The organism is Paenibacillus sp. NN59, assembly GCF_057597225.1.
In genome coordinates this window covers 2,818,065-2,834,896 of record NZ_CP199678.1, presented here as the reverse complement: position 1 = coordinate 2,834,896, position 16,832 = coordinate 2,818,065, and the positions used below count along the sequence as shown (strand labels likewise).

Here is a 16,832-nt window from a genome sequence, read left to right as displayed (position 1 = left end):
GTGTCCCATTTTCATTGCTCATGTTTAGAAATACACACTTGTTAACAATCACATCTAGGCGAATACCATCATAGACTGTTTTCAGAATAAAATGACAGGAAGGATGTTCTTGAATATGAACCATGTTTATTCTCCTTATGTAGGTTATTATGAAGGTCGTTATACAAGTTACGGCGAAGATCGTTCCATTCAATTCCCTCCACTCTTCCCGGGTGGAGGTAGTCTCCCTGGAGGGCAAACTCCGCCAGGCATTCCCGGAAGCCCGGGCTCCTATCCTCCTTTCATTCCTGGTGCAGGAACCCCTCCGGGTCCCTATTTCCCTGGCGGCATACCGGGTCCTGGTCCGGGCCCTGCTCCAGGTGTACCCCCACAGCTAGCTCAGGGGAATCTCCCTTCCCTGCTAAGCGCCTATCCTCGCCCGGTCGGTCAGCCGCCTGCCGAGATGTTATTTTTGTATAACCTTATCAAAAGCAGTCCTGGACTACTGCCACTCTTCCTCCAGCAGCAACCGCAAAGCTTGACACAAGCCGTTCAATTTGCCCAAACAGGTGCGGCCGCCCCACGGGATCAGGAGCAGCGTGTACTCCCTAACTTCTGTTATAACCGTTGGTCGCTCGTGTTTACGTATAATGATGTGTATTTAATGTGGCCTGCTATTAATCTGTTTGGCTTTGTTGTCGGCTATTTCTATCCATACCAGACACCAGGAATTCTGCTCAACACCCAAATTTTGTTCGCCCTTTGTTAATTGGCAGACAGACTAAAACGGCCCGCATTGGAAGACTATGCTTCCCTGCGGGCCGTTCCTGGTTAACCAAAGCACTATGCAGTTTTAGAAACGTTGTGTTTCGGTTTACTTCTACCGATCATAACAATATACAAGAACAATGCTCCCAGATCAGCACATGCGATCACAATTCCCATGGGCACTGCTGTATGTTCTCCTCCAAGACCCACGAGTGGAGCAACGAGTCCGCCAAACAGAAAGGTCATAACCCCAATCAACGCTGATGCACTTCCAGCCGATTTCGCCTGATCAGCCATAGCCAGCGCGAACGACGCTGTATTAATCAACCCCACGCTGGACACAACCAAGAATAAGGGGATTAGAACTGAAATCAGCCCGCCTCCAGCAAGAATCGCGACAAGTAAGGAAGTTCCTCCAACAGCCGCTATAAGTAATCCGGCGATTAACAGCCGTGTCTCCGATACCTTACCGGCTAGTCGTCCTGCAATCTGGCTGGCAAGAATAATGCCAAGTCCATTGATGGCAAAACATATACTGAACATTTGAGGGGACACCCCGTATATTTTCTGAAGTACAAATGGTGATCCCGATATGTAAGCGAACATGCCTGCCGCTGCGAAACCTTGCGTTAGAGCATAACCCATAAAACGGCGATTCCTCGCTATGCTGCCAAACGTCAGCAACGTCTGCTTAAGCCCCCCGCTCGATCTTTTTTGCGCCGGAAGTGTCTCGCCCAAACCAAAGATGACCGCGAGAAGCGCAAGCACACCAATAAGACTTAGCAAAATGAATACGCCTCGCCATGAAGTATACGTCAGAATTTGTCCACCTATAATCGGTGCCGCGATAGGTGCCACTCCATTAATAAGCATTAACAAAGAAAAGAACCGAGTCAGTTCTGGACCCTCGTATACGTCCCTGACCACTGCACGTGCGATGACAATCCCCGCCGCTCCGGCCAGACCTTGAATAAAACGTAACACAACGAATGACCCCATCGTTGGGCTAACCAGGCATAATATAGACGCAATCGTATACAGCACAAGTCCGGCAATCAGCGGTATGCGACGACCTCTCACATCGCTTAATGGCCCCGCAAGCAGCTGGCCCAGCGCAAGCCCGATCATACAAGCTGTCAGGCTGAGCTGGGCGTACGAAGTGGACGAGCCAAATTCATCCGCGAGCGTTGGCAGGGCTGGCAGATACATATCCAGAGACAGCGGTCCGAATGCGGAGAGCGTCCCGAGAATTAGCGCCATTCTCACTCTTGGCGTAGCCGTGGTGTGTAATGAAGCTGCTGCTTTATTTTTCATCCCAAAGATGTCCCTTTCGTTCCAATCGTGTTGCCATGTTCATTTTTAGTTCTCTCCATCTCCAAGCAATCTGAGCAAGTTGTTCGGCAGGGTGAACTGTTGGTTATTGATAATAATCCGGCGTAACTCCTCATCATCCCGCTCGTTCTCGGCGTCCTTGATCTCCTGGATCTCACGGTGCAAGCGTTCCATTTGGTGATCCAATGCATTGGCAGAATCCGCCGCACTTTTCAATTCCCTTGTTAAATGTTCCGGAACATCTTTGTTGTATTTATAAAAGATTTTATGTTCCAGACTCGCCCAGAAATCCATCGCGATCGTACGAATCTGAATTTCAACACAGGCACGTTCCTCTCCATTAGACATGTATACCGGCACTTCAACAAGCAGATGCAAACTTTGATACCCATTTGGTTTCGGATTTTGGATGTAGTCTTTCACTTCGAGGACACGCAAGTCACTTTGGTTGCACAGCATATCCTTAATCCGATAAATATCGGAAATGAACGAACATGTGATACGTACACCAGCAATATCCTTGATATTTTGCTTAATGCTTTCAAACGTCAGCTCATGATTTTTACGGAACATTTTGTTCATAATGCTCTCGGGAGACTTCAATCTCGACTTGGTATGCTCAATCGGACTGTAGTCATGAAGGGACTGGAACTCTTCTTTCAGCACTTCAATTTTGGTTTCCATCTGATCCAGCGCAAATTTATAGATCATCATAAATCGTGTAATTTCGTATTTAAATTTCTTGAACTGGTCAATCGGATGCGGAGCATTCATCATCAGTTTCTTCCTTTCTTTTGACACCTCTATGATTTGATAACCAACTTGTATACGTTCGTATGCATGCTGGTCTTATGACATGTCTTCTATATCATTATAAAACATCTGACATGAATAAACGAATTTTAGAAATGTACATGTGCCGCTTTGGTTCAGATTTCGTTTTGATGAAGGCGGTACATTAGCTGTATACTGGAGGAGTTATGTTTGCTTGAAAGGACGGGAAAATATGAATCACAATCACCTCCAGAAATACGCCATGTTACTGCTCTGCATGTCAGCCGGTATGGTCGATGTCATCGGATATCTGGGACTTGGGCATGTACTCACAGCTAATATGACTGGAAACATCGTGCTGCTGGGTATCGCGATTGCCCGCGCTCAGGAATTTGTTGTACTGCGGGCTTTGCTCGCCCTCATCGGTTTTATTGCGGGGAATGCAATTGCGGCACATATGCTTGGAAAGGTCAAAACCAAAAATGGTTGGTCACCGCGGGTAACTGCCGTATTTACCGTTGAAAGCATACTACTTCTGCTCTTTGCAATCCTTATGATCACTCCCTTTTCCGAGCAATTATCCTATCTGTTAATTGTACTGTTTGCGATCGCCATGGGGATGCAAACAACGGCTGCCCGAAGGATTGGTATTGCGGGAATCTCTACAACGGTGCTGACCAATAATCTGGCAGCGGTGATTGAAGATGCTGTAAGCATTCTTCATCGGTTAAAACATGCCAATATTCGCTCCTTGGTCAAAGCGCTGTCCTCTGACGCCTACCTGCGAGCAGGCGCAGTTGTGATCTATCTCGGCGGAGTCATCATCGCAGCATTGCTTTTCCATCATGTGCCCCTGGTAGCGGTGTGGGTTCCTGTACTGGTCATTGCTGGCGTAACGCTTCAGGCAAGATTCGCGTCTTGGGGCAAAGAATTAGAGTTACATCGTAATCCGGAGTGAGGAACATCTTGCGAATATGTGCTACTGAAACAATTTAACAATGCTCAATGATTTATTGCAGAGTGCATCGCAAGGGCTTCTTTCCTGATCCATTGAACCAATTGTCTTGCTGCCGGCGTCAGCTGTTCCCCTGCCCGTGTACAGATGGCAATCGTATTCTGTAACTGTACGTTTTGTACATATACACGGGCAAGTTTGCCTTGATTAACGTCCTCTCTTACAACAAGGGATGAGATGAAATTAGCACCATATCCTGCCTTTACTGCGCTAATCGTTTCGTTCAATCCGTTGAACTGAAGTGTTATTCGTGGGGAGGGCAGGTTATTGGTCGTACACAAGGCAGCCAGTCGTTCTCGTGTTGCACTGCCTTTCTCACGCATTACGAATGGCTCATCCATCATCTCGTGCAATGTAATGTTTTGACCTGCATACGGATGATCTGGATGCACCACAAACCACATTTCATCTTCGAATAACTTATCCCAATGCACACCCGGATGACTGACTCCACTTCCTCCGTATATCGCAATCTCAGCTTCATAACGAAACAACTGGTCAAAAGCCATCTGTGTATTGCTTGTGCTTACGACAAGCTCAACATCCTCATGTGTTTGCTTGAACGTGGCAATCCAACGTGGCAGCAAAAAATTGGCCGGCAAGTAAGTCGCCGTAAGACGAATCAGTCCTTTTTTCCCCTCCCTCATGTCCTCCACAAATTGCTCCACTTCCAGTTCCAGCATGAATAATCGCTCGGCATATTCCATTAAATGTTTCCCTGCATCGGTAAGTACAAGTTTTCGTCCTTCGGAACCAAACAGCACTATGCCTAGTTCACGCTCAAACCGTTTGACCTGAGAAGATACCGCAGGTTGACTGATATTCAATTCTTCCGCAGCCCGGGTAACTCCGCCGTACTTCACAATGGCGTGAAACAATCGTAATCCATGCAAATTCATACATCTTCTCCTCTTCCTTGCTTACTTACGTACTGGTCCAACATTTTTATCCATCATAATATATAACTTTAATATATATTAACATACAAAATATATATTTTATTTATATGTCAATCTCCTCTATAGTTGAATTATAAGAAATACGAATTCAGCTAAACAGAAAGGAAGATGTGTAATGAGTAAACATGATTTGAATAATAGCCAGGTTAACCAGCCCGCCCGTTGGAATGAGGTCGATCATTATATAAACAGCCTTCTTCTTCCAAACGACAAAGACTTGCAAGCTGCACTTGAAGCCAATGCAGAAGCAGGGCTACCGTCACATGATGTCACACCGAATCAGGGAAAGTTCCTTCAGCTATTGCTGAAAATACAGGGGGCCTCGCGCGTACTGGAGATCGGAACTCTAGGTGCTTACAGCACCATCTGGATGGCCAGAGCCCTGCCAGACCATGGACGAATTGTCTCGCTGGAGTCAGAACCTAAACATGCGGCAATCGCACAAGCCAATCTGACCCGGGCCGGACTAATGCACAAAGTAGATCTTCGAGTAGGCCCGGCACTAACCTCCCTTCCTGATATTAAGGAAGAGTACCCTGAACCCTTTGATCTGATTTTCATCGATGCTGATAAACCGAGTAATCCGGATTACCTGAGATGGGCTTTACGTCTGACACGACCAGGAAGCTTGATCATCGGAGATAATATTATAAGGGACGGGGAAGTCATTCACTCTGACAGTGAAGACGCAAGAGTTCAAGGGGTTCGAACTTTTCTCGAATGCATCGGAGATCACCCTCATCTTGAAGCCACGGCACTGCAAACCGTAGGTAGTAAAGGATACGACGGATTTGTGATTGCTCGTGTCACTGATTCCCCTGTAACAAAATAAACAGTGGTCAATTCTTCCGAAAATCTGCCTTTCCTGTTACACTGGTATCACTGCACAGGCAGACTGGAGGGAGTCACTTGAGAGCTTTACGACAGATTCAGGTTGAAATTGGCGGGTGGTCTCGCAATATTCAACTGTTCTTTCTGGCAAGTCTGCTGTATCAGATCGGAAACGGCATGTTCTCGGTTCTTTATAATCTGTACATTCAAGGCTTAGGTTACGATGACACCATGAATGGTCAAATTGTCAGTATCCAATCTCTTGCTACAGCAATCATGTTCATTCCTATTGGATTTAGCGGTGACAAGTTCAGCCGCAAAAAATTGTTGATTATCGGGGCACTATTCAGCGGTGCTTTTCTGATCGGACGATCCTTCGATTATGCCGCCAGCGGGTTGATCTGGTTTGCTGTATTTTCTGGGCTATTTGCTGGTGTTTTTCAGGTACTCGCTATTCCTTATCTCGCAGAGAACGTCAAAAAAAGTCAGCGTCTCAAAATGTTTAGCTATTATTCCTCTTTGGTGCTTGCATCTCAGGTTCTTGGCAGTCTGGGCGGAGGCGTGCTTGCAGACGTGCTTCACTCTGCCGGCATGGTTAAAGTCACCGGATTGCAGACGGTCCTATTTATGGGCGGAGCTGCGACACTAGCCGCATTCATTCCGTTGCTTTTTGTAACCGAGAATCAGAAATCTAGTACAGATCTAAATACGAAACAACTTCAGCCTAGCCAACAATCTGTTCAGAGGGCTGAAGCGGAGCTTACTCGTGCTGTGATAACACCATTACCCGTTGATGATGACACACGTATTAAAAAAAGAGATACCAAGCTGATTGGTCAGTTCATTGTGACACAGTTGCTGATCGGATTAGGATCAGGGCTCGTTGTGCCTTATCTGAATTTGTATTTTACGAATCGCTTCGCCGTATCATTAAGCGGCATGAGCATCCTGATTGCACTCGGTCAGATCATGACCATTGTGTCCATGTTGATTGGCCCAACGTTAGCTGCCAAAGTTGGCAGCGTACGAGCTGTAGTTATTTTCCAAGTATTATCGCTACCCTTCCTGTTATTTACAGGCTTTACGAACCTGCTTTTCATTGCATCCGTCAGCTTTTTGTTCAGGCAAGCGCTGATGAATGCGGCTAATCCAATTCATTCCGCCATATTAGTGGACCGGATCTCGGATAAACGCCGCGGGATCGCCAACTCCATGATGCAAACTTCGTTTATGATTGGTTGGGCCACGATGGGGCCCGTGCAGTCATATCTGGTTACTACCTATGGAACCTATTGGGGATACGCGGTTACGTTCAGCATTACAGGCTGTCTTTACGTCATCTCTTCCCTGATGTACTTCTTCATGTTTAGAGAGCCAAAGCCCTCTGTTACTGTTCTTGCAGACAGATCGTAACCATAAACAACTAAAAAAAGAGTATCCTCATGCTGTAGCATTCACGGGATACTCTCTTTTTTGGATTATTTCTCCTTGATTACCTACCAATATTTTGGATTATACATAAGAACGACTATACCCACCGTGACTACCGCTGCTAGAACAACAAAAGTGTAATATCTCGGTTTATTTTTTGGACTTGGAGCTTGCTCATCATAATGATCGGAGTTGCGGCGATATGAACCCATCCACAGATCGCTCATCATATGGCCAACCACTTTCACTAGACGTTTGATCCAATCCATTATTAATCCCCCTTCCACAATCAATATTATTCCATATTAAGTATAATTAACCTTCTGTAATCAAACAAGTCTTTCATCTTAGGCCTGGTGCTGTCTGCCGTTCCAACTGTGTCAAAATATGAAAGGCTTCCTGATTGTTGCTGCCGCACATCGCTTCCTCAGCCTGCAATCCACTACATACTGCCGGGCGGCTGGCCTGACCGAATATACCGCAGCGATTATCGTCCGTCAGTTGGATACATCGCACTCCAGCAGGTTTGCCTTCAGGCATGCCGGGAATCGGTGATGATATGGATATGGCAATACAACATGCTGCACATCCCGTCCTGCATTCCATGATGTTTCCTCCTTCATTTGCCTCATATAGCATTCTGTTACCTTGAGCGATTTACCCATGTCCATGTTCGCGCTAACCCTTGGGCGATTCTGCGGTTCATGTGCTCACTGGTAAAATATCCTCCGTGGCTCAGTGGATTCCAGCTTGTAGCTGGTCCACCGACACGCACCTCAATATCCTCCTTCACAGCGGCCGCATATGCCGGGTCAATGGGACGTAATGGATAACCTAATATATCGTTGCTTTCATAAAAATTAACCCACTCCCCTTCCAGATGTGGAAAGTAATGCGTGGCCTGCGGCGCAGGCACCCGAATGGGACGGCTGAAATTATCGTAGCGCAAACTCCATAGCGGCAATGTTGTGCCAAAAGAGTAAAAATTGGTCAGCGTATCTCCCCGCTCCAAAGCCGAATTCACATCCACTATTTCCGGTATTCGGTTGGATGACGGATACTGCAGATCATAGAAAAAGTTGCTTGCAATGACAGCTCCGAGACTATGAGCGACGACACAAAGCGGAGCTTCCGGCCCATTGCGCTGTGCGAGAACGTGCATGGCCTGATTCAGCGTCCGGTGCACGGCATCATAATGATGTCCTTGGTTCTCTACAGGTTGATAAGCCACCGCATCGGCGAGATAATGAATGACAAAACGGCGCAATGCCTGATAGTGCAGTCCTGGTGAACGAACCAACTGTTGAAACAAAGCCTCTTCCCGCTCCTCGAACACGTCCGCCCAGAAGACAGGTTCAATATCCAGCATCTGTTTCGCGGCGCCTGGCAGCACCATGACACGTTCCATTTCTTTGCTCAAGCAAGCGATCAGCTTGTCAGCATAATCCTCTTTTTGCATACCCAGTCCATGAATGACCATCACCGCTACCCGAGTCATGGCTCTCCTCCTTATCATTTGACTAGGAACACGCCTTGTACACCCACTGTATGAACTGCTTTTTCTCCGTATGACTGACATTCAACTGAAGCGCCAAACGAGTGCACTTCGACTCATTATCAAAAATTGTAATTACTTGATGGCATAACTATTTTATCATGATGACTATAGAAAATCACACCTGTAAACGCCAAAAGAAGCTGCAGGTTTCACAGCTCCTTTTGACTACTACCAGATATGAATTTATCCTTTCAGATGAATCCTGAGAACGCCGCTCTGACTTGAAGTGACATCTCCTGTCACCGTTTCAACCCGTTCAACCATATCCTGACCATCCGGGATAATAATAGGCGTAATGAGTGGATAACCGGCATTTTCGATAACGTTACGGTCAAATTCAAGCAGCTTCTCTCCGGCTCTCACGCGATCACCCGTGTCTACATACATAGAGAAACCTTCTCCTTTAAGGGATACCGTATTAATGCCGACATGAATCAACACTTGAAGTCCGCTCGTGTGTTCCAATATAACCGCATGTTTGCTTTTAATGACATGTGCCACTTTTGCGTCAAATGGGGCAACCACTTGATTCCCCGAAGGTTCGATTGCGATACCTTCACCCATTTGTTTCTCGGCAAACGCCGGGTCAGGAACTTGCTCCAGCGGCACCGCTTTACCCGTCAATGGCGCCATGACTTCGAGTGTTTTTGATGATGCATTTCCAGGCTTCGCTGTACTACGATTGCGCTCAGCCATCTCTGTTCCTGCTGCTGTCTCGGCAGATGTGATCCCTGAAGCGGACTCTCCGTTCGCCATGAGTCGATCTTCTTTTCTCAACTTCGCCCGTCCAAACACAACGGTCAACAGGAACGGCACCACCAGAACGATGGCCATACCGATAAAGAACACACCCCATTTATCCGGGAAAATGGACAGGAATCCAGGCACACCGCCTACACCGATGGACGTGGCCTGAACATTATTCATCGTAAGCAGTACACCACCAATGGCGGAACCGACCATACCGAAGATAAAAGGATAACGATAACGAATATTCACACCAAAGATGGCTGGCTCGGTCACTCCGAGGAAAGCAGATACGGATGAGGTAGCCGCAAGCCCTCTCATTTTTTTCTCACGTAACACGAGCATCATCGCAAGTGCCGCCGAACCCTGCGCAATATTGGACAAAGCCAGCATCGGCCACAAGAAGGTGCCACCTTGGCTACCAATTAGCTGTACGTCTACGGCAAGGAACGTATGGTGCATACCGGTAATAACGAGTAACGCATACAGACCACCGTAGATCAGACCACCCAGCGCTGCATACGAATCATAGATGTAAATCAAACCGGATGTGATGGCGTTTGCAATTGCAAATGTAACCGGTCCAATAATCGTAAATGCCAGAAATCCGGTAACCAGCAATGTCACAGGAGCTACGACCAGCAATTTGATGGAATCATGCACCCTTTTATTCAGGAAAATTTCCATCTTGGCAAGTAGATACGCCGATACCAATACGGGCAATACCTGACCCTGATAACCGATCTTCTCAATCTCCCAGCCAAACAAATTCCAGGTCGGAACCGTGCCTTTGTTTACCGCATCAGCGTAACCATATGCACTCAGCAGATCGGGATGTACCAGAATCAGACCCAGCACAATCCCGAGCAACGGACTGCCGCCGAATCGGGTCACCGCTGACCAACCGATCAAAGCGGGCAGGAATGTAAAAGCAGTGCTTGCTATGGTGTTAATGATGGAGGCAAGGTCTTTCCATGCCGGGTACACATCCACTAATGATTTTCCATCAAAGAAAATACCAGGACCTGTCAAAATGTTGTTAATCCCGAGTAGTAGACCTGCTGTAATAATTGCTGGCAAGATCGGAATGAAAATGTCCGAGAGCGTTTTGATGGCACGTTGCAACGGATTTTGCTTTTTACCCGCGGCCGCCTTAACATCATCTTTCGAAGAGCGTTCGCCTCCGGTAATCTGAATCATCTCTTCATAAACTTTATCCACCAGACCTGGACCGATGACGACCTGGAATTGACCTTGGGAGGAGAACTGCCCTTTGACCAGATCATTCTGATCGAGAAGCTCTGTATCCACTTTGTCCTCATCATATAGAGCAAACCGTAGCCGTGTCACACAGTGTGTCGCCGCTTCAATGTTGTCTTTGCCGCCGACCGCCCGGACGATCTCTTCGACCTGTTTTTTATCGATTGCCATAGTGTCACTTCCTATTTATAAAATGGACTTCATTCTGTTACTGCTGGATTAACCACATATAAGAAGCATACGGACTGAGCGTGATTTGCTGCTTCAGCTCAGGTTTTGCATCAGTATTACTGACAAGTAGTTCAGGTGATTTACCTGCAATATGATTGTTCCAGACCGCTTCAGGAACTTGAAATGCTGTATTCTGTTTGCGGAAGTTGGACACTACGATTAATGTCTCATTGCCGTTGGTACGTGCGTATGCAAATACTTCAGGGTGGGCATCATCCAACCGTTCATACAAACCGTCAGTCAGTACATTCACCTCTTTACGCAGAGCGATCAGCTTCCGGTAATGATGATAGATGGAATCCGGGTCAGCCATCTGCTCTTCCACATGAATGGACGGATATCTCTCATCCACCTTAAGCCAAGGTGTTCCGGTTGTGAATCCAGCATTAGCCGTACCGTCCCACTGCATCGGTGTCCGGGAATTATCCCGGGACCGCTCCTTCACAATCCGGAAAGCCTCTTCGGCCGTTTTGCCCCGCTCTTCCTGCAACAAACGATACATATTCGTGGACTCAATGTCGCGGAACTCGCTGATGTCATTCCAAACAGGGTTAGGCATACCAATCTCTTCGCCCTGATAGACATAAGGCGTTCCTTGTAATCCATGTAAAGTCGTCGCCAGCATTTTGGCACTCTCCACGCGATAATCCCCATCATCCGCAAAACGGGATAACGCACGCGGTTGATCATGGTTGTTCAGGAACAGTGCATTCCATCCGCCACCAGCCTGCATTCCGGCCTGCCACTCACTGAACAGTTGCTTCAAGGATTCAAAGTCGTATGGCATGAGCTCCCATTTCTGCCCATCCGGATAATCCACTTTCAAGTGATGGAAGTTAAAGGTCATCGAGAATTCTCTGGAAGCCGGATTGGAATAACGAATACAGTGCTCAAGCGTAGTCGAGGACATCTCCCCTACCGTCACCATGTTATAGGGTCCAAATACCTCATCGTACATTTCTGTAATATATTCGTGCACACGCGGCCCATCCGTGTAATACTTGCGTCCATCGCCCGGTGACACGCTACCATCGTCGTCCGGGAAACGCTGGTCTTTGGAGATGAGGTTAATGACGTCCATCCGGAATCCATCGACTCCTTTTTCAGCCCAGAACTTGATCATATCGCGTACAGCCTTGCGCACTTCTTCATTTTCCCAGTTCAAGTCTGCCTGCGTTCGATCAAACAACGTTAGATAATATTGTCCGGTCTGCTCATCATACTGCCAGGCTGGCCCGCCAAATTTGGATTGCCAGTTGTTGGGTACACCACCGTCCGGCGCGGGGTCTCTCCAAATGTAATAATCCCGATAAGGATTGCCCTTCGATGAGCGAGACTGTTTGAACCATTCATGATCGGTTGAGGAGTGATTCACTACAATGTCAATCATCAGCTTCATGTCACGCGCTTTCAACTCGGCAAGCAATTCATCGAAATCTTCCATTGTTCCAAAGTCGGGGTTAATGCGGTAATAGTCTGCTACGTCATACCCGTTATCCCGCTGCGGGGATACGTATACGGGTTGCAACCAAACAATGTCGATCCCCAAGTGCCGCAAATAATCCAGCTTCTCGGTTAACCCCCGAATGTCGCCCGTTCCCGATCCAGTTGTATCATTGAAACTCTTCGGATATACCTGATATACCGTTGATTTCTTCCACCACGTGGACGGCTCCTTATTTTTTGAACTCATGTTAACGCCTCCAATATGTTGTATTACCCTCATCTAACCCACCTGTTAGCTTCTTCATCTATATTACATAAGTAAACATGTATATACAAGTTGAAACGGAAATTTGGTTGATGTACCTCTTCTACAACTTCCCCATAAATAGTTACTCTGTAACAACTAATTTTGAACTCACGTTTCGTAAATCCACTGATAGCAGTCTTTATTCAAAAAATATTGACAAGAATGAGAACGCAAAAAAGACGATACGGATCAACTCCGCTTCGTCTTTTTGTTTGAATATGTGAACATCGTTTACAGGGAAATAGAATCCCCAGGTGCCATTACACGTCCTTCTAATCCTTTGGAAGCCAGTTGCTCTACAAAATGCTCCGCATCCTGACGAATCGCAGGGAAGGTATCGTAATGAACGGGAATCGTCAATTTGGCGTTAAACCATTCCGCTGCCTGCAATGCATCTTCAGGCCCCATCGTATAATGTCCACCAATAGGCAGGAATGCAACATCGATTTGATGCCGATCCCCAATCATCTTCATATCGCCGAACAGGCTTGTGTCGCCAGCATGTAGAACCGTTTTACCACCGATATCAATGATAAATCCCGCAGGCAAACCTGCATACATAATGCGCTGTTCCTCTTCCAGCACAATACCGGACGTATGGAATGCCTGAATCATTTTCGCTTTGGCAAATTCCAGATCCATCGTACCGCCCATATTCATGCCAAGGGTATCCAGCCCCTTCCACGACATATATGTAGCCAATTCCACAATCGCCACCACTTTGGCATTATTGGCTTTGGCAATCGGTTCCGCATCCAGAATGTGATCCATGTGCGCATGTGTCAACAGGACAACATCCGTCTTGATGTCCTCTGGTTTAGTTACCGCTAACTCATTGCCACGCAAAAACGGATCAATCATGAGTGATTTATTTTCTGTGCCCAGTTGTACACTGGAGTGTCCGTGGTACGTAATATTCAACAATTCATATTCCTCCTGACATTGATATAGTTGTCCTCTCCGTTGTTCACACTTCCACTACGATGACAGAATAACCTTCCAATCGCTGTTATCCCCAGATTTTTTGATTACCTTTTAGTCAAGGTTAAAATCCGGTGATAAAGGCGAGCGCTTCGCTTTTTCAGGTTTTTTCTGTCCTCTCCGTGTCTGTGTGAACAAAAAATTCCAACTTATAATGAGTATTTATTTTATTAATTATAATTCAGAAAGCTTTGCGAGCGCAAAACTGTCATCCTTGTTACGTTCGTCAGCTAGCTATGCATATTAATCACTTCCATACGCTGCTTGCGCATTGCTTACTCGCCGCTTGTACGCTTTTTGCAATACACCCTTGCTTCATACGGCTGGAGCAAGATAGCTCCTTCATCCGTAGAATAACGTCTGCTCACGTTGCCGATCATTAATTTGCAGTCTTCTGCATTCCAGCCTTCCGGCCATGCCATCTCTGGTTCATTTGCACTGAAATTCATCAGAATCAACCATTGTTCATCATCACGTGTACGTGTGTACGCATAAATCTCCGGGTCACCCGGCAAAAGCAGTTCATACGAGCCATAGATTAACCCATGATTTTGCTTGCGCAATGTGATTAATTTTCGGTAATAATGCAGAATGGAATGTGGGTCCGTCTCCGCATCCGCCACATTGATGTCCTTATAATTGCTGTTCACTTCAATCCAAGGATTACCTGCCGTAAAACCGGCATGCTCGGATTCATCCCATTGCATCGGTGTACGTGCATTATCGCGGCTTTTCAGCCAGATCGCCTCCATCACCTCATGCTTGGATTTCCCTTGCCCGATATAGTGATTGTAATAATTTTTAGTTTCGATGTCCCGGTATCGGTCAATGTCAGGGAACGCTACGTTGGTCATGCCAATCTCTTCTCCCTGATAGATGTACGGCGTGCCTTCCAGCGTTAACATCCAGGTTGCCAGCATCTGTGCAGAACGCACACGGTATTTTCCGTCATCTCCAAAACGGGACACAGGTCGCGGCTGATCATGATTGCCCATATAGTTGGCGTTCCAGCCCCGCCCGTGTAGCACCGTCTGCCAGCGGCTCATGATTTCTTTTAGCTCTGTCAGCTTCCACGGTTTGTAATTCCATTTCCCTATACCAGAGGATTCAGCATCCACAAACATGTGCTCAAACTGAAACACCATATTCAATTCATCCCGATCCGTACCTACATAAGCTAGAGCCTGCTCAGGCCCAAGCCCGGAGGTTTCACCCACCGTCATCGGGCCGTATGGCTTCAGTATCATCTGATTCAACTTGCGGAGGATGGAATGTACCTGCTCCAGATTGGAAAACAGCTCATATGCCTGCACCACAGGCAGGTTGTTCGGGTTATGTGCATTTGGCAAGCCATCGGCTTTGGCAATATGGGCAACTGCGTCAAAGCGGAAGCCATCCACCCCTTTTTCCAGCCACCAATGCACCATTTCGTACATTTCTTCAGCCATCTCCGGATTATTCCAGTTCAGATCGGGTTGATGCTCAGAGTATAGATGCATGTAATATTCGTTCGTTTCCGGATCATGCTTCCATACTGAACCCCCGAAATAAGACTCCCAGTTGTTCGGCACCTGCCCGTTTTTACCGGAACGCCAGATGTAATAGTCGCGTCTTGCATTGGTTTTGGAAGAACGGGATTCCGCAAACCAGGCATGTTCATCCGAAGTATGATTTAGCACAAGATCCATCATGATCTTGAGCCCACGCTTATGCGCTTCGGCAAGTAGCCGGTCAAAGTCCTCCATCGTCCCGTATTTTCGTAAAATCGCGTAGTAATCTCGGATATCATATCCGTTATCATGACCTGGGGAATCATAGATGGGACACAGCCAGATGACATCCACGCCGAGTTTTTGCAAATAATCGAGCTTTTCATAAATCCCCTGCAAATCGCCATATCCGTCTCCGTCGCTGTCCTTGAAGCTACTTGGATAAATCTGATATACCACACTTTCCTTCCACCAAACGATAACACCCACCTCGCTTTCTTCTCTTGTGAAGCAATTCACCCGTTAATATGTTTTATCCGAAAAGAAACCCTTATAAACACCTGAACTCAGGTTTTATACAAAAAGACAAAAGACCCGAAACCGCAATCGCAGCACGCGATCAGCTTCGAGTCTTTCTTGACCTTGTTTTCCCGCCAAATAAGCAGTAAGGTCTATTTTATCGGGATGTAGATCTTCATGTCTAACCGCTCAGGCGTTGATTTCCACACATCGGTCACTTCAAAGTCCGGCCCCTCCCGGCGCTCATACTTGGAAGCTGGCAGCCAGCTTCCGTAGATCATTTTGCGCACATCCTGCTCTGAGCCTTCGGTTGTAAACTCGGCATACAGCCCGCCTGGAATCTCCAGACAGGTATATCCGGGTTCTAAGGAATCACCGCTTCCTGAGCTCTCTTCGCCAACGATAAATGAAAATGCCCCATCCTCCTGAAAATGAGCCGCAACACCATACGCCTTATCAGGGCGAATTCGCTCTGGAATGTTCATAAACTTCTGCTCACGCCCAAATTCATGATAGAATCCGGGAATCTCTGTATAATGTTGCTCTGAATTCAGGTTGGTCTTATATTCATATCCAATGATCCGGATCGGCTCCAGTGTCACCATACGTGGCGGATTCATATGGAACGCGGTGCCAAGCCGTAAACGATATTCATTAAAATCAATACGGTGTTGCATGAATTCCTCTGTTAAAGCCTTCTGTTCCAGCTTGCGAAACCGCGCCGGTGTGATACCAAAGTGCGTATCGAAAGCGCGGGTAAAGGCTTCCTGCGAATGATAACCATAGCTAAGCGCAATCTCAAGTACACCCTGCGCCGTGTTTCTCAAAGTCGAAGCAGCCTCCGTGAGTCTTCGTCTGCGCAAGTATTCCAGAACAGTAAAACCTGTAATCGCCTGAAACAAACGTTGAAAATGAAATGCCGAAAAACTGGCGGCCGCCGATACATCCTTCATGTTGAAAGGCTCCTGCAGATGCTTCTCCAGATGCTCGATGGCAAGCTGAATACGTGCATAGTGATCCATATGTCCCGTCTCCTATTCTTTTGCGTGATATGTAGTCTACTTTGTCTTCCGTGCTGGTTTGTTGCTTCCCTAAGTATGACTGAAATGCCCCAGCATTTTTTGATGCTGAATGCGAACTTAGGGTATTCATAACAAAAATCTCTTGTTCCTGTCCGCAGCCCTGCAGCGAACTTCCCACTGCC

At 46.9% G+C, this 16,832-nt stretch carries 15 protein-coding genes; 4 read left to right on the top strand and 11 right to left on the bottom strand.

What is annotated here, in order from left to right; genetic code table 11:
• Window positions 1-109 precede the first annotated feature (109 nt).
• Complete coding sequence (locus ACT89M_RS12725) at window positions 110-748, top strand: hypothetical protein (protein ID WP_487345263.1); 639 nt, start codon at window positions 110-112, stop codon at window positions 746-748.
• A gap of 74 nt (window positions 749-822) precedes the next feature.
• On the opposite strand, the gene ACT89M_RS12720 is transcribed toward ACT89M_RS12725, so the two are convergent.
• Both ACT89M_RS12720 and ACT89M_RS12715 read right to left on the bottom strand, forming a co-directional pair.
• On the bottom strand, window positions 823-2,061 hold the full coding sequence (locus ACT89M_RS12720) for a multidrug effflux MFS transporter (protein ID WP_487345262.1): 1,239 nt from the start codon (window positions 2,059-2,061) through the stop codon (window positions 823-825).
• Between the two features lie 45 nt (window positions 2,062-2,106).
• Window positions 2,107-2,853 carry a GTP pyrophosphokinase gene (locus ACT89M_RS12715; RefSeq protein ID WP_145330233.1) on the bottom strand — a complete coding sequence of 249 codons (747 nt, stop codon included), beginning with the start codon at window positions 2,851-2,853 and terminating at the stop codon, window positions 2,107-2,109.
• Window positions 2,854-3,085: 232 nt separating this feature from the next.
• On the opposite strand from ACT89M_RS12715, the gene ACT89M_RS12710 reads away from it, so the two are divergent.
• Entirely contained in the window at window positions 3,086-3,811 is a 726-nt protein-coding gene (locus tag ACT89M_RS12710; RefSeq protein ID WP_487345261.1) for a YoaK family protein, read from the top strand.
• A 44-nt stretch (window positions 3,812-3,855) separates the two neighbouring features.
• Here ACT89M_RS12710 and ACT89M_RS12705 read toward each other — a convergent pair whose 3' ends face one another.
• Complete coding sequence (locus tag ACT89M_RS12705) at window positions 3,856-4,767, bottom strand: LysR family transcriptional regulator (RefSeq protein ID WP_253494975.1); 912 nt, start codon at window positions 4,765-4,767, stop codon at window positions 3,856-3,858.
• Between the two features lie 175 nt (window positions 4,768-4,942).
• Here ACT89M_RS12705 and ACT89M_RS12700 point away from each other — a divergent pair, with 175 nt between their 5' ends.
• Window positions 4,943-5,659 (top strand): O-methyltransferase, encoded by a 717-nt coding sequence (locus ACT89M_RS12700; RefSeq protein WP_487345260.1) that lies wholly within the window; start codon window positions 4,943-4,945, stop codon window positions 5,657-5,659.
• Between the two features lie 77 nt (window positions 5,660-5,736).
• Window positions 5,737-7,071 carry an MFS transporter gene (locus ACT89M_RS12695; protein ID WP_487345259.1) on the top strand — a complete coding sequence of 445 codons (1,335 nt, stop codon included), beginning with the start codon at window positions 5,737-5,739 and terminating at the stop codon, window positions 7,069-7,071.
• 83 nt (window positions 7,072-7,154) lie between these two features.
• Here ACT89M_RS12695 and ACT89M_RS12690 read toward each other — a convergent pair whose 3' ends face one another.
• The 8 genes from ACT89M_RS12690 to ACT89M_RS12655 all read right to left on the bottom strand — a co-directional run bounded on the left by ACT89M_RS12690 (window position 7,155) and on the right by ACT89M_RS12655 (window position 16,650).
• On the bottom strand, window positions 7,155-7,358 hold the full coding sequence (locus ACT89M_RS12690) for a hypothetical protein (protein ID WP_154958792.1): 204 nt from the start codon (window positions 7,356-7,358) through the stop codon (window positions 7,155-7,157).
• A 73-nt stretch (window positions 7,359-7,431) separates the two neighbouring features.
• Entirely contained in the window at window positions 7,432-7,695 is a 264-nt protein-coding gene (locus ACT89M_RS12685) for a YkgJ family cysteine cluster protein (protein ID WP_154958793.1), read from the bottom strand.
• 37 nt (window positions 7,696-7,732) lie between these two features.
• The gene (locus ACT89M_RS12680; RefSeq protein ID WP_154886186.1) at window positions 7,733-8,587 is read right to left on the bottom strand and encodes a chemotaxis protein; all 855 of its coding nucleotides are present in this window, start codon (window positions 8,585-8,587) and stop codon (window positions 7,733-7,735) included.
• A 243-nt stretch (window positions 8,588-8,830) separates the two neighbouring features.
• Window positions 8,831-10,825: a PTS system trehalose-specific EIIBC component gene (treP, locus tag ACT89M_RS12675; RefSeq protein ID WP_487345258.1), complete on the bottom strand. Its 1,995-nt coding sequence runs from the start codon at window positions 10,823-10,825 to the stop codon at window positions 8,831-8,833.
• A gap of 37 nt (window positions 10,826-10,862) precedes the next feature.
• Complete coding sequence (treC, locus tag ACT89M_RS12670; RefSeq protein WP_487345257.1) at window positions 10,863-12,578, bottom strand: alpha,alpha-phosphotrehalase; 1,716 nt, start codon at window positions 12,576-12,578, stop codon at window positions 10,863-10,865.
• Between the two features lie 291 nt (window positions 12,579-12,869).
• Complete coding sequence (locus ACT89M_RS12665) at window positions 12,870-13,562, bottom strand: metal-dependent hydrolase (RefSeq protein WP_487345256.1); 693 nt, start codon at window positions 13,560-13,562, stop codon at window positions 12,870-12,872.
• 332 nt (window positions 13,563-13,894) lie between these two features.
• On the bottom strand, window positions 13,895-15,598 hold the full coding sequence (locus tag ACT89M_RS12660) for a glycoside hydrolase family 13 protein (RefSeq protein ID WP_487345255.1): 1,704 nt from the start codon (window positions 15,596-15,598) through the stop codon (window positions 13,895-13,897).
• Window positions 15,599-15,780: 182 nt separating this feature from the next.
• Window positions 15,781-16,650, bottom strand: a complete 870-nt coding sequence (locus ACT89M_RS12655; protein WP_487345254.1) for an AraC family transcriptional regulator — start codon at window positions 16,648-16,650, stop codon at window positions 15,781-15,783.
• Window positions 16,651-16,832 lie beyond the last annotated feature (182 nt).

Coding starts and splice junctions, on each gene's coding strand:
- ACT89M_RS12685 (WP_154958793.1), bottom strand. CDS start 7,695: ATGGAATGCAGGACGGGATGTGCAGCATGTTGTATTGCCATATCCATA.
- ACT89M_RS12700 (WP_487345260.1), top strand. CDS start 4,943: ATGAGTAAACATGATTTGAATAATAGCCAGGTTAACCAGCCCGCCCGT.
- ACT89M_RS12690 (WP_154958792.1), bottom strand. CDS start 7,358: ATGGATTGGATCAAACGTCTAGTGAAAGTGGTTGGCCATATGATGAGC.
- treP (WP_487345258.1), bottom strand. CDS start 10,825: ATGGCAATCGATAAAAAACAGGTCGAAGAGATCGTCCGGGCGGTCGGC.
- ACT89M_RS12655 (WP_487345254.1), bottom strand. CDS start 16,650: ATGGATCACTATGCACGTATTCAGCTTGCCATCGAGCATCTGGAGAAG.
- ACT89M_RS12680 (WP_154886186.1), bottom strand. CDS start 8,587: ATGACTCGGGTAGCGGTGATGGTCATTCATGGACTGGGTATGCAAAAA.
- ACT89M_RS12705 (WP_253494975.1), bottom strand. CDS start 4,767: ATGAATTTGCATGGATTACGATTGTTTCACGCCATTGTGAAGTACGGC.
- ACT89M_RS12715 (WP_145330233.1), bottom strand. CDS start 2,853: ATGAATGCTCCGCATCCGATTGACCAGTTCAAGAAATTTAAATACGAA.
- ACT89M_RS12710 (WP_487345261.1), top strand. CDS start 3,086: ATGAATCACAATCACCTCCAGAAATACGCCATGTTACTGCTCTGCATG.
- treC (WP_487345257.1), bottom strand. CDS start 12,578: ATGAGTTCAAAAAATAAGGAGCCGTCCACGTGGTGGAAGAAATCAACG.
- ACT89M_RS12720 (WP_487345262.1), bottom strand. CDS start 2,061: ATGAAAAATAAAGCAGCAGCTTCATTACACACCACGGCTACGCCAAGA.